General features: G+C 71.1%; 12 protein-coding genes. 3 read left to right on the plus strand and 9 right to left on the minus strand.

Annotated features, from left to right (window positions below):
* Positions 1-30: 30 nt before the first annotated feature.
* Together Aut01nite_RS13790 and Aut01nite_RS13795 are read right to left on the minus strand one after the other, a co-directional pair.
* On the minus strand, positions 31-1,272 hold the full coding sequence (locus Aut01nite_RS13790) for an MFS transporter (protein WP_043525598.1): 1,242 nt from the start codon (positions 1,270-1,272) through the stop codon (positions 31-33).
* Entirely contained in the window at positions 1,263-1,763 is a 501-nt protein-coding gene (locus Aut01nite_RS13795) for a MarR family winged helix-turn-helix transcriptional regulator (RefSeq protein ID WP_043525597.1), read from the minus strand. Before Aut01nite_RS13795 ends, Aut01nite_RS13790 begins: the two co-directional genes overlap by 10 nt.
* Before the next feature lie 135 nt (positions 1,764-1,898).
* On the opposite strand from Aut01nite_RS13795, the gene Aut01nite_RS13800 reads away from it, so the two are divergent.
* Together Aut01nite_RS13800 and Aut01nite_RS13805 are read left to right on the plus strand one after the other, a co-directional pair.
* Positions 1,899-2,120: a hypothetical protein gene (locus tag Aut01nite_RS13800; RefSeq protein WP_043525596.1), complete on the plus strand. Its 222-nt coding sequence runs from the start codon at positions 1,899-1,901 to the stop codon at positions 2,118-2,120.
* Positions 2,114-2,989: a hypothetical protein gene (locus tag Aut01nite_RS13805; RefSeq protein WP_043525595.1), complete on the plus strand. Its 876-nt coding sequence runs from the start codon at positions 2,114-2,116 to the stop codon at positions 2,987-2,989. The genes Aut01nite_RS13800 and Aut01nite_RS13805 overlap by 7 nt, the downstream gene beginning before the upstream one ends.
* Before the next feature lie 3 nt (positions 2,990-2,992).
* On the opposite strand, the gene Aut01nite_RS13810 is transcribed toward Aut01nite_RS13805, so the two are convergent.
* From Aut01nite_RS13810 to Aut01nite_RS13835, 6 genes are all read right to left on the minus strand, one after another.
* Complete coding sequence (locus Aut01nite_RS13810; RefSeq protein ID WP_043525594.1) at positions 2,993-3,508, minus strand: hypothetical protein; 516 nt, start codon at positions 3,506-3,508, stop codon at positions 2,993-2,995.
* A 178-nt stretch (positions 3,509-3,686) separates the two neighbouring features.
* The gene (locus Aut01nite_RS13815) at positions 3,687-5,483 is read right to left on the minus strand and encodes a right-handed parallel beta-helix repeat-containing protein (RefSeq protein WP_043525593.1); all 1,797 of its coding nucleotides are present in this window, start codon (positions 5,481-5,483) and stop codon (positions 3,687-3,689) included.
* Between the two features lie 147 nt (positions 5,484-5,630).
* On the minus strand, positions 5,631-7,220 hold the full coding sequence (locus Aut01nite_RS13820) for a GMC family oxidoreductase N-terminal domain-containing protein (RefSeq protein ID WP_373871490.1): 1,590 nt from the start codon (positions 7,218-7,220) through the stop codon (positions 5,631-5,633).
* The gene (locus Aut01nite_RS13825; protein ID WP_043525592.1) at positions 7,217-8,368 is read right to left on the minus strand and encodes a thiolase family protein; all 1,152 of its coding nucleotides are present in this window, start codon (positions 8,366-8,368) and stop codon (positions 7,217-7,219) included. The genes Aut01nite_RS13820 and Aut01nite_RS13825 overlap by 4 nt, the downstream gene beginning before the upstream one ends.
* Positions 8,365-9,303, minus strand: a complete 939-nt coding sequence (locus Aut01nite_RS13830) for a thiolase family protein (protein ID WP_043525591.1) — start codon at positions 9,301-9,303, stop codon at positions 8,365-8,367. The genes Aut01nite_RS13825 and Aut01nite_RS13830 overlap by 4 nt, the downstream gene beginning before the upstream one ends.
* Positions 9,300-10,241 carry a Zn-ribbon domain-containing OB-fold protein gene (locus Aut01nite_RS13835; RefSeq protein WP_236642726.1) on the minus strand — a complete coding sequence of 314 codons (942 nt, stop codon included), beginning with the start codon at positions 10,239-10,241 and terminating at the stop codon, positions 9,300-9,302. Before Aut01nite_RS13835 ends, Aut01nite_RS13830 begins: the two co-directional genes overlap by 4 nt.
* Before the next feature lie 101 nt (positions 10,242-10,342).
* Here Aut01nite_RS13835 and Aut01nite_RS13840 point away from each other — a divergent pair, with 101 nt between their 5' ends.
* Complete coding sequence (locus tag Aut01nite_RS13840; protein ID WP_043525590.1) at positions 10,343-11,890, plus strand: acyl-CoA synthetase; 1,548 nt, start codon at positions 10,343-10,345, stop codon at positions 11,888-11,890.
* A gap of 69 nt (positions 11,891-11,959) precedes the next feature.
* On the opposite strand, the gene Aut01nite_RS13845 is transcribed toward Aut01nite_RS13840, so the two are convergent.
* The gene (locus Aut01nite_RS13845) at positions 11,960-12,739 is read right to left on the minus strand and encodes a crotonase/enoyl-CoA hydratase family protein (protein WP_173476681.1); all 780 of its coding nucleotides are present in this window, start codon (positions 12,737-12,739) and stop codon (positions 11,960-11,962) included.
* Positions 12,740-12,802: the final 63 nt, after the last annotated feature.

Here is a 12,802-nt window from a genome sequence, read left to right on the forward strand (position 1 = left end):
CTACGGTTCGTGCTTCGGGGCCGTTGCTTCCTACGGTTCGTGCTTCGGGGCCGCTGCTTCCGGTGATCTGCGCAGTGCCGGCGTGCGCCAGGCGATCAGCGCCACCGTCGCCACACAGAGCAGCCCGCCGCTGAACAGGGCCACCGACGCCGATGTCCCGGCGGCGACCAGGCCGCCGCGCAGGTCGCCGAGGTCCGGGCCGGCCTGCCCGACGATCTGCTCGGCGGCCGCGGCGCGGCCCATCAGGGCGTCCGGGGTGTGCGCCTGGATGACCGTGCCGCGGGACACCACCGCGACCGTGTCGGCGGCCCCGGCCAGCGCGAGCAGTGCCAGTCCCGTCCACGCGTCCGGCGCGAGGCCGAACAGGGCGAGCGACAAACCCCAGGTCAGCGACCCGGCGAACATCACCGGGCCGGGCCGGGACCGGGTGAACGAGCCGGACAGCGCCGACGCGAGCACCCCGCCGACCGCGATCGCGGACAGGAACAGGCCGAGCATGCGCGGATCGCCGCCGAACCGCTCCGCGTTGATCACCGGGAACAGGCTGATCGGCATCGCGAGGATCGTCGCGGCCAGGTCGGTGAGCAGCGCGCCGCGGATCGCCCGGTGACCGGACACGAACCGGACCCCGGCACGGACCCCGTGCAGGCCCGGCCGGGACGCCGCCCCCTCCGGGCGCATCGGCGGCAGGCTGACCGCCGCCCACACCGCGACCAGGAAACTGACCGCGTCGGCGACGAAGCAGGCGCCCGCGCCCGCCCAGCCGACGAGCAGGCCGCCGATCGCCGGGCCGATCAGCATCGCGGTCTGGAACGACACCCGGTTCAGCGCCAGCCCGGCCGCCCGCCGGCCCGGCGGCAGGATCCGCCGTAGGATCGCCTGCGACGCCGGGCTACTCCCGGCGACGAAGCACGACTGTGCCGCCACCAGCGCGAGGACCAGCCACGCCGGACCGCCCGCGAACGCCTGCACCGCCAGCAGCACCGCGCAGACCGCCTGCCCGACCTTGGTGATCAGATAGAACCGGCGGCGGTCGACCCGATCGACGAGGGACCCGGCGAACAGCCCGAACACGATGATCGGCACTGCCTGCGCCAGGCCCGCCGCCCCGGTCCAGACCGGGCTGCCGGTGGTCTCCCACACCTGGTGGAGCACGGCCACGACAGCCGTCTGGCTGCCCAGCCCGGAGCAGAGCCCGCCGATCCACAACCGGCGGAACTGCGGCGACTCCCGCAGCGGGGCGACGTCGATCAGCAGCCGGGTCAGGGCCACGCCGGATCCTCGGCGAGCCGCTCGGTGATGCGGGCGTGCAGACTCTTGCGCCGCAGCGCCGCCTCGATGTCGGTGACCACCCGGCTCAGCGGGTAGGGCAGCTCCGCCTCGATCTCGGCGATCGCCGCCTCGGTCGCCCGCCACTCGGCGACGAGCCGTTCCACCACGGCGCGCGCCTTGCCGGTGAGCTCCACCCGCTTGCTGCGGGCGTCCGGCCCGGGCACGGTGCGCACCCAGCCGGCCGCCCGCAGCGCCGCCACCTTCTGGCTCATCGCCGAATGCGTCACCTGCACCGACTCGGCCAGCTCGGTGATCGTCATCGGCCCCCGGCGATCGAGCCGGATCAGCTCCATCACCCAGTTCGTCTTGAGCCCGTCGATCCGCGCGTCCGCGTAGACCCGCGCGATCTCCGCGTCCATCGCCGCCTGCAGCAGCCGCCAGGGCCGCCACACACTCTCCTCGGTCGGATCCGCCAGCCAGTCATCCGTCACCGACTCACTGTAACAGCGCTTATATAAGTACTGTCACTTCGTCTCTCCGGCACAGAGTCCCGATGTGCGGCAGGTGCCACGACCGGGTGTCCGCACTACCGATCAAGGTCGTGTGCCCGGCAACCTTGGCGGGTCATGGGCGAGGACGATGCGATGGATAAGGAAGTCCCGGAGGCCGGACAGCGAGGCTTCTGGCGTGACCATGCGTGGCAGTCGGTGGGAGCCATCGCCGGGATCGTGGCGCTGATCGTGGCCTTCTTGCAGCTGAGGAACGACGCCGATCCGCAACCGGCACCTGACGTGCAGATCTCCGGCAACTGCAATCCGGTCGGCGACGGAAACGTTGTCGAATGCTGACTCGTCAGCAGGCCGGCCGACGGGCGATCTTGGTCGCCGCGGTCATTGCGGTCCTCCTCGCCGTGATCTCGACGTCAATGCTGGTCAAGGAGATCATCCGGCCCGGGCGCCCACCTGAGCCGGCCGCACAGAAGCCCTTGCAGGTGTCCATCACCGGCGACTGCAATGCGAATGGCAATGACAACACCATCCACTGCAAGCCCGGCCCGACCCTGGCGAACGTCGAGGTGTCCGAGGACTTCGACGAGTTCTACCTGTGGTTCGACGGGGCACCGGAGACGCTTCCCGTGCCGCCCCCAGCGCTTGCTGGACACGGACACTGCCGGGACGAGGGATTCGTCCGATGGCTGCGGTCGACCGAGGGTTTTCACTTCCTGGACATTCACAAGGTCGTGGTACTCACCTCGGGGGATCCCGACCTCGTATCGCTGCGGCGCGCGGCGACGGTCGTCACCAGCAGGGAGAGTGTGAGTCCCGGTGACGGCACCTGGATCAAATGCCAGTGGGGTGGGGGCGGTCTGACCCAGAACTTCCATATCGATCTCGACACGCAAGCTGTCGAAGCGACGCTGTCCGACGTCGGTGAGGTATCGGGATTCACTGATCCGCGTCCTATGCCGCCTGCTGTGGTGTCCCTCGGAGGGCGGAAGGAGGCGATCATCTCCTTCGCTGCGCTTTCGAAGCGCGGGCACGTGTACAGCGGTCACCTGATGCTGACCACCGCGCAGAATGCGAAGTCCGTCGTTCTGAGCATCGGCTCGCCCGAGGCGCCCCTCCGCTGGGCCGAATTGGGGGGCCCGGCGGAGGGGGAGGACTACTACGCCCTGGACGACAACGGGCGCTGGTCGCGAAACTGGTCTCCCTTCTGATCGTCAGCTTCTTCGCGGGCCCTGGATCGGGAGCCATTCGACGGCTTTGAAGTCGCCGCTCTCCACCCACTCGAAGGGGGCGCTGCTCAGGCACTTCGGCACCGACTCCGTGCTGCCCGGGTCGAGGACCCAGCTGTAGCCGACGCGGTCGCGGCGGCCGTCGTCGAACACGGTCATCCCGCGCCGTACGCCGATGAACTCGGGCAAGCTGCTCGCGGTGATGACCCCGGTGACCACGGCGGTCCGGCCGCCGACGATCAGGCAGTCGATGTCACCGGCGAACCAGCCGCCCTCCGCGCCGAGGTAGTGGCTGACCCGGAACGTCCCGCGGGCGTCCGGCCCGAGCCCGTGCGCGTCGAACGTGAACCGTACGTCGTCGCCCTCGGGCCGGTAGGTCTTCGCCGAACCGACCAGACTCGGTTCGGTCGGCCGCGGTTTCGTCTGCCCCGCGCTCACCGGGGCCGCGGTCCCCGCCAGCACGGCGCCGGCCGTGAGCACTGCCATGATCGTCTTGCGCATCGCCGTTCCTCCATGTTCGTTCGTGGACAGCAACAGCCTGTCCGGCGACGGCACGGCGAACCTCCCCGTGCGGAGGGAACGTTCTCCCCCGCGCGAGGGAGCGGGTACGGCAGGATCTCGGCGGGGACGACGGCGGTCGCCCGCCCGCCGGCATCGGCGGACGGGCGACCGGTGTGCTTCAGAGCGAGACGACGACCCCGCCGATGGTGGTGACGAGACGGCCGTCGGAGGCGTACGACCAGGCCAGCGCGCCGGTGTAGGCCGAGCAGCGGGAGCCGTTCGTGCCGGACCAGAACTGGTTGCTGGTGTCCGAGCCGCCGATGATCCGGTCGTTGGTGCCGCTGGACGTACGGCAGGAGGTGTTGTTGCGGAAGACCGAGGTGCCGGCGTCGAAGTTGTAGTTGCGTTCGGCGTTGTCGACGCTCAGGTTGTTGGAGATCGTCAGGCTGCCCGGGTTGCTGTTGTACGTGAACCCGTGCTTGCCGTTGCGGAAGGCGATCGTCCGCTTGACGATGTGGTTGACCGCGATGTCCTCGCCGCCCAGCTTGAAGCCGTTGCGGTCGCCGGCGCCGGCCTGTGAGCCGTCGCTGAGCGTCCCGTTGCTGTAGGCGAGCGAGTCCTCGATGGTGACCACGCCGATGGGGCCGGTGTCGGTCTTGGTGTACAGGTCCCAGCCGTCGTCGATGTTGTGATGCGCCACCGCGTACCGGAACACGTTGCCGGCGCCGACCGTCAGCTTGGCGGCGAACCCGTCGGCGTCCTCACCGTCGGAGTCGGCGTTGTCGTGCGACTCGGCGCTGAGGATCAGGTTGTCGGCCGGCCACTGTGACTGCGGGGTGGTCGACAGGATCCGGGACAGTTGCAGGCCGGTGTCGCGGTTGAACCGGGTGACGGTCCGTTCGATGACGTTGTTGCTGCCGCCGACGAAGATGCCGTTGTCGCCGGCCCGTTCGACGACGATCCCGTACACCTTCCAGAAGTCGCCGTTGACCGCCAGGCCGCGGGCGGCCGGGTCCTCGGCCTGTGCCGAGAAGTTCAGGACCGGTTTCTCGCCGGGGTACGCCGCGATGGTCTTCAGCGACCCGGCCGCGCCGTTGTTGCCGGGCGGGATGGTCACCGTCGAGGAGTGGGCGTAGGTGCCGCCGCGCAGGTAGATCGTCCCGCCGGCCGCGATCCGGCTGATCGCCGAGGTCAGCGTGGTCGGCGCGGCGATCGTCCCGGCCGCGCCGTCGGTGCCGTTCGGCGCGACGTAGAGGGCGTTCGCGGTGGGCGGGGGAGTGCTGCTGGTGGACGTCGAGGGGGAGACGCTGGTGCTCGGGGAGGTGCTGGTGGGCGGAGTGGTCACGCCGTCCTCCACCACGATGTCGTCGAAACGGCCGGCCGCGTACTCGGTGAGAAGCCCGATCCGGCCCGCCGCGATCGTGCTGTCGGTGGCCGAGCCGACGCCGGTCCCGTTGACCGAGCCGCTGATCGTCGTCCCGCTGACGGTGAGCCGCAGCGTGTAGAACGTGCTCGCCGAGATGGTCTGGCTGAGACTGCCCAGGACCGTGACGGCGCTGCCGTTCATCGTCTCCAGCTGGACCTTGTTGCCGCCGGTCAGCGACAGCCGGTACATCTTGGTGGCCCCGGCCGCGCGGGCGGTCAGCGACACCACGCCGGCGGGCGAGCTGAACGCGGTCGCCTTCACTTTCGCCTGCACCGAGTAGTTCGCCCAGGACGTCGTTCCGGCGAACTGCCGGGCCCGTGAGTTGGAGCTGTCGGATTGCTGCAGAACCTGCGTGCCGTCGTTCACGATCGACCAGGTGCCGCCCGATTTCGACCATCCGGTGGTGCTGCCGGATTCGAAGTCCGAGCTGAACAGGGTGGCCGCTTCCGCAGTGCCGATCGAGACGAGGACACCGGCCGCCACCAGGCCGGACAGGCCGGCGGCGGCGAGGGATCGGCGCAGCGTGCGGCCACGGGGAGGAGATGGCATCGGGGGATGACTCCTTGTCGGAATGGATCCGCCGGACACGATGCACCGGCCGCGGTTCGCATTCGCAAAGCGCGGCACAATGCAGCGTTGGGGATGGTCCGGCGGACTGCCACGGGGAACTGTTTCCGACTCGAAACATGCCACCGTTCATCTATGCGAGTCAACGGAATCCATTTGCAGGTTTGTTGCAGAGGCGAGGAACATGTCCATGCAGCGCTCGGCGTTCGCGGTGATCGTCAGGGCCGGATTGGCCAGTGCCGCGGACCCGGGCAGCAGCGCCCCGTCGACGCAGAACAGGTTCTCGTATCCGGCGACCTTCCCGCCGAAGTCGGTGGCCCGGCCCATCACCAGACCCCCGAGCGGGTGGTACGTGTTGCGCGAGCCGAGGCCCATTCCGGTGTTCCGGTCGTACGTGGGAAGCCCGGTCAGCAGCGACCCTTTCGCGCCTTCGGTCGACCACCACAGCCGGGACGCCAGATCCCGCCCGGCCTTGTCCGACGAGGTCTCCATCTCCGCGTACGGCCAGTGCACCTTCCCGGTCCCGGTCGCCGGGTCGTACCGGATCTCGCCCCGCTCCGCCGCCAGGCTGGTGATCAGGTGCGCGGTGGTCGCCGGCAGCCACGACGGGATGGGTGCGGCCTCCCACGCCATCGCCGCCTTCGCGTACGGGTTGGAGTCGTCGTGGAACCGCACGTTCCCCGGCCCGCCCTGCGCGTGCCCGACCGCCCGGCGCAGGTTGAGCCGCGCGATCAGGAAGTCCCCGTTGTTGCCCCAGCCCTTGCCGACCTCGGCGCCGGCCAGCCGGGGCAGCCGTCCCCGGGCCCGTGAGGTGAGCAGCAGCGACGTGCTGCCCAGCGAGCCGGCGGCCAGGAACACGTAGTCGGCGGAGAGGACCGGGGTGGACAGCACCGATCCGCGGTCGTCGATCTGCCGGCACGCCACCTCGAACGTCGACGACCCGGAGACCTCGCGGAGCTCGGTCACCTCGTGCAGCGGCAGCACGCGGGCGCCGGCCGCGACGGCCCAGGCCAGGTAGTTGCGGTCGACGCTGTTCTTCGCGCCGGAGTTGCTGCCGAACGGTCCCTCGCCGATGGTGTGGCAGGCCGGGGCCCGCCCGGCCAGCTCGTCCCGGATCACGTCCCAGTTCACCCCGAACGGGACGGGTACGGGCGTACGGCCGAACTCCGCGATGTAAGCCGGCCAGGCGCGCGCCCCCACGTACGCCGCATGGTTCTGAATGTCCTCCGGAATCGTCGCGGCGCCCAGATTCCTGCGGGCGCGCGGCCAGTAGACGTCCTCGAAATCGGTGTACGGGAGGCGGTAGACGGTCTCCCAGTCGGCCCGCCGCGGCTGCGGCATGAACATGCCGATGACCAGGGAACCGCCGCCGACACCGGCCCCGCACATCACCTGGATGCCGTCGCCGGCGTGCTTCTGGATCAGGCCCGCGCCCCGGGTGATGGTCTTGCTGACGTCCAGCCCGAGCGGCGGACGATCGGCGAACCACGCGCACCGCCAGTCCGGATCGCTGATCGTGCAGAAGGTGCTCCCGGAGCCGTCCACGTCCCAGCGGCGGCCACGTTCGAGAACGGTCACCGACATCCCGGCCTGGGCGAGCCGGTAGGCCGCGACGGCCCCGCCGAACCCGCTCCCGATGACGATGGCCGAGCGGGCCCGCAGATGGGGGAGAGGCAGCGCCGGAAGAAGAGCTGAAGCCAGCAGGGTCCGACGTTTCACGGGGTCCTCCCGACCACCCACATGGAGAAGAACTGGGATCCGCCCCCGTACGCGTGGCCGAGCGCCGTCGAGGCGCCCGCCACCTGGTGTTCTCCGGCGCGCCCCATCACCTGCATGGCGGCTTCGGCGAACCGCAGCAGCCCGGAGGCGCCGATCGGGTTCGAGCAGAGCACGCCACCGGACGGGTTCACCGGCAGCGTCCCGCCGATCCGGGTCTCCCCGGCCTCGACGAGCTTCCAGCCCTGGCCCGGCCCGACGAAGCCGACGTTCTCCAGCCACATCGGCTCGAACCAGGAGAACGGCACGTAGAGCTCGGCCACGTCCACCTCGTCCAGGGGGTTCTTGATCCCGGCGAGGTCCCACAGGGCGGCGGCGGCAGCGGCTCCCGCCCGCGGATCGACGTGGTCCTTGCCCGAGTAGAAGGTCGGCTCGGTCCGCATCGCCGTCGCCTTGATCCACGCGACCTGACGATCGCTGGAGGAGGCCGCGGCGGCATCCCCGATCACCACGGCGCACGCCCCGTCCGAGGAGGGGCAGGTCTCGTCGTACCGGATCGGATCCCACAGCATCGGCGAGGCCTGCACCGACTCCAGAGTGATGTCTGGTTGCCGCAGGTGGGCGTGCGGATTCAGGGCGCCGTTGCGCCGGTCCTTCACGGCCACCAGCGCGCCGACGTGCGGCGGCGCCCCGGACCGCCGGATGTACGACCTGATGTGCGGCGCGAAGTACCCGCCCGCCCCGGCCGTGATCGGCGCGCTGAACGGCGGCTGGATCGACAGCGCCCACATGGCGTTCGACTCCGACTGCTTCTCGAACGCCACCGCGAGCACCCGCCGGTGCACCCCGGCCCGGATCAGGCTGGTCGCCACGATCGCCGTCGCCCCGCCGACCGACCCCGCGGTGTGCACCCTGAGCAGTGGTTTCCCCACCGCCCCGAGCGACTGCGCGAGGAACAGCTCCGGCATCATCACGCCCTCGAACAGGTCCGGCGCCTTCCCGAGCACCACCGCGTCGATCTGCGACCAGTCCGTCCCCGCGTCGGCCAGGGCCCGGTCGATCGCCTCCCGGCACAATCCCGCCATCGACACGTCCGTACGCCGGCTCCGGTGGTCCGTCTGCCCGGTGCCGAGCACCGCCGCCCGCCTCATGATCGGCTCCCCAGCACGCAGGTGAGGTTCTGTTGCAGCAACGGCCCGCTCGTCGCGTGCCCGAGCGCCTTCGCCGCCCGCCCCGCCATGACCTCCTCCGCCGCGACCCCGATCCGCGACAGTCCCGCGGAGAACATCGCGTTCTCGGTGAACGGCACGTACCGCACCCCGCCGGAGAGCCCGAACGCCCGGCGTAACAGCAGCTCCTGATGGGTGAACGGGGCATGCAGGGCGGCCACGTCCACCTCCGGCGCCGGCATGGCCGGCAGCTCGCCGAAGCCCTGCGCCTCGATGCGATGCTCGATCCGCTCGATCCAGGCGGCGCGCCGTCCGGCCACCCGGTCACCCGCGGCGAGGACGACGGCTGCCGCCCCGTCCGCGACGGGCGCGACGTCGTGCTCCCGCAAGGGCATGGAGACGTACGGGCTGTCCGGCGCCTGATGTCCGCGCTGCGCCGCCACCGCCGCCATGTCGTCCTCGCTGCACCGCCCGGCGTCGATCGCCAGCCGTGCCTGCAACGCGGCGACACTGATCGCGTCCGGCCACAACGGCGCGACCGTGTACGGGTCCATCTGCAGCGCCAGCACCCGGTTCAGGTCGCCCGCGGTGCCCTTGCCGAACCCGTACACCAGCGCCGTCGACGCCTCCCCGGACAGGATCTTGAGGTACGCCTCGTACAGCGCCCAGGCCGCGTCCATCTCCACATGCGACTCGGCGATCGGCGGCACCGCCCCGATCGCGTCGACCGCGCTGACGAACGAGAACGCCCGCCCCGCCAGATAGTCCGACGACCCGGAGCACCAGAAGTCGATGTCGCGCCGGCCGAGCCCGGCCCGTGCGAGGGCCTCCTCGAAGACCGGCACGAGCGTCTCCACCCCGCTGGTCGTGACGACCCCGCCGGCCTGCGCGAACCCGATGACCGCGACCCCGTTCACAGGTGCTCCGCGTAGGTCTCGTAGGCGGCGTCCGGTTCCCCGCTCGGCGCGAAGTGGCTGATGTTCTCCGGTGTCGTCCCCCAGTCGGCCCGATCCCGCCACACGGCCGCGACCCGCAGCCCCATCCGTACCTCCTCCGCCGGGACGCCGAGGATCAGATGCGGCACCGGGATGTCCGCCCCGTCCAGCAGCACCTGCGCCACCACGTACGGCGGGGTGAGCCGCTGACCCGCGAACGGCACGTTGACCACGCAGAACGTCGTGACCGTGCCCCGGCCGGCGACCTCGACGACCTCGTCGGGCGCGACCCCGTCGGCGGGGCAGAACCGGGGGGGCACGTACACCTTCCGGCAGGCCGGGCACCGCTGCCCGATGATCCGCCCCTCGGCGAGCGCCCGCAGATACCGGTCCTCCTCCACCGACGTGGTGTGCCGGTAGTGCAGCCGGATCGGTGTCGTCATCATCGTCACCGGCTCGCTCTCCGGTCCCGGCGGCCCGGCCGTGGCGGTCCCGGGCTCGAAGCACTCGATGTCGCGGATGTGCCCGACGCGGTCGGCGGCCCAGCGGATCCGCACCCGCATCCCGGTCCGCATCGCCTCGGCGGAGCCGGCGTCAACCGCGTGCAGCAGGGCCGTGTCCGCCCCGTCGAGCCGGATCAGCGCCCACCCGAACGGCCAGTCCAGCGGCTGGCCCTCCAGGGGCCGGCCGGTCCAGGTCCAGCTGATCACCGTTCCGGACGGGGCGACCTCGACCAGGTCGGTCACCGGCTCGTGGGTGACGGGGTCGTATTCGAGCGGCGGCACGTGCACCCGCCCGTCGGCGGTCCGCCCGCCCATCACCCGGCGGTCGCGCAGTCCCGCCATGAACCGGCCGAGCACCGGCCCGAGCGAGCGCGTGTAGTCGAACGCGATGGTGAGCGGTGCCGCCAGGGTCTCCACGAAGATGAGTGAAACACGTTCCAACTTTGCCGGGCAAGGATCGGGCGGAAACGCGGTGCAAGCGGCTTTCGCATCGATGGAACCGGTTATAGAGTCGCGGCATGACGGGCATCGGGATGTGGACCATCGCGGCGCAGCGGCCGCAGTCGGCGGCCATCGTCGAACCCGGCGGCCGCACCCTGACCTACGGCGAGCTGGCCGCCGAGGCCGACCGGATCGGGCGCGGCCTGCAGGCGGCCGGGCTCGGGCCCGGTGACACGATCGCGCTGCTGCTGCCGAACGGCGCCGACATCCTCACCGCCTATTTCGCGGCCGCCCAGATCGGGCTGCACGTCGTACCCCTGAACTGGCATCTGACCGCCGCCGAACTCGGCTACATCCTGCGCGACAGCGGCGCCCGCGCGTTCCTCGCGCACCCGCGGTTCGGTGACGCGGCCCGCGCCGCCGCCGACGAGGCGGGCCTCGGCCCGGAGAGCCGCTACGCGGCGGGAGACGTCCCCGGCTTCCGGCCGCTGTCCGCTCTCGGTTCGCCCGGCGGGGGACGACCCTTCCCGCGTACGCTCGGCGCGCTCATGGTGTACACGTCGGGCACCTCCGGCCGCCCCAAGGGGGTACGCCGCCCGCTGCCCGGCCTCGACCCCGACCAGGTGTCGCCGGTCTCGCTCTGGTTCTTCGGCCTGTTCGGGCTCCGGCCGTTCGACGACCACGTGCATCTGTGCTGCTCACCGCTCTATCACACGGCGGTGATGAACTTCGCTGTCATCTCGCTCCAGTTCGGCCATCCGGTCGTGGTGATGGAGCACTGGGACGCCGAGGAGTTCCTGCGCCTGGTCGAACGGCACCGGGTCACCCACAGCCACATGGTCCCCACCCAGTTCCGCCGTCTGCTCGCCCTGCCGTCGTCGTTCCGCACCCAGGTCGACGTGTCCTCGATGCGCGCGATGATCCACGGCGCCGCGCCCTGCCCGCAGCCGGTCAAACAGCAGATGCTCGACTGGTTCGGCCCGGTCGTGATCGAGTACTACGCGGCCTCCGAGGGCGGCGGCACCCTGATCACCGCGACCGAGTGGCGGGCCCGGCCCGGCTCGGTCGGCAAGGCGTGGCCCGGGTCGCGGGTGCGGGTGCTCGACGACGACGGCAAGGACCGGCCGGCCGGCGAGCCCGGCACGGTGTACCTGCAGATGGGCGACGCCACGTTCGAGTACCACGGCGACCCCGGGAAGACCCGCGCCTCCTGGCGGGACCGGATGTTCACCGTCGGCGACATCGGCTACCTCGACGACGACGGCTACCTGTACCTGTGCGACCGGGCCAGTGACGTGATCATCACCGGTGGCGTGAACGTCTATCCGGCAGAGATCGAGAACGAGCTCGCCGTCCATCCCGCCGTCGCCGACGTCGCCGTCTTCGGCATCCCGCACGACGAGTGGGGCGAGGAGATCAAGGCCGTCGTCCAGCCCACGCCCGGTGTCACGCCCGGACCCGCCCTGACCACCGAGCTCCTCGCGTTCCTCGGCGGCCGGCTGGCCCGTTTCAAGCTGCCCCGCACCGTCGACTACGTCACCGAGCTTCCCCGTGACCCGAACGGCAAGCTCTACAAAAGGCACCTCCGCGCGCCGTACTGGTCCGGCCGCGACCGCGCCATCTGAAGCCCCACCCCCGGCTGGTCGTCACGGCTGTCTCGAGGCCTTCGAGACAGCCGTGACGACCAGCCGGATCTAGGCGCCTTTGAAGTCGGGCCGGCGCTTCTCGACGAAGGCCCGGGGGCCCTCCTTGGCGTCGTCGGAGGTGAAGACCTCCATCCCGATCCGGGACTCGATGGCGAAGGCCTCGTTCTCCGGCAGGCCCTCGGTCTCGCGGATGGTGCGCAGGATGGCCCGGACGGCGAGCGGGCCGTTCGCCGCGATGGTCTCGGCGATCTCGAGGGCCCGGCTCAGCGCCTGGCCGTCGGGGACGACGTGGCCGATCAGGCCGATGTCGCGGGCCTCGGCGGCGCTCAGGTGACGGCCGGTGAGCAGCAGTTCCGCGGCGACCGTGTAGGGCAGCTGGCGGGGGAGCCGGACCGCGGAGCCGCCCAGCGGGAAGAGGCCCCAGCGGGCCTCGGACACCCCGAAGCGGGCGCTCGCCCCGGCGACCCGCACGTCGGTGGCCTGGAGGATCTCGGTGCCTCCGGCGACGGCCGCGCCCTCCACCGCGGCGATCAGCGGTTTCGTCAGGCGGCGGCCCTTGAGCAGCGCGTCGATGCGGGACAGGTCGGCGCCGCCGTTGCGGAAGCTCTCGCCGGGGTGGTCGCCGGTCATCGCCCGCAGGTCGGCGCCGGCGCAGAACGCGCCGCCCGCGCCGGTGAGGATCGCGACCCGGATCTCCGGGTCGGTGTCGGCGCGGTCCCAGGCGTCGCGCATCACGGCGAGCATCTCGGCGGAGAGCGCGTTGCGGACGTGCGGCCGGTTCATCGTGACGATCAGGACAGGCCCGCGTTGCTCGACGAGAGCGTCCACCCGTTTTCCCCTCTCCGTGCACAACCCTTGCCCCGGAACGATAACAGGTTCTACTTTGCGTTG

The organism is Actinoplanes utahensis (assembly GCF_016862455.1).
Classification (GTDB): domain Bacteria; phylum Actinomycetota; class Actinomycetes; order Mycobacteriales; family Micromonosporaceae; genus Actinoplanes; species Actinoplanes utahensis.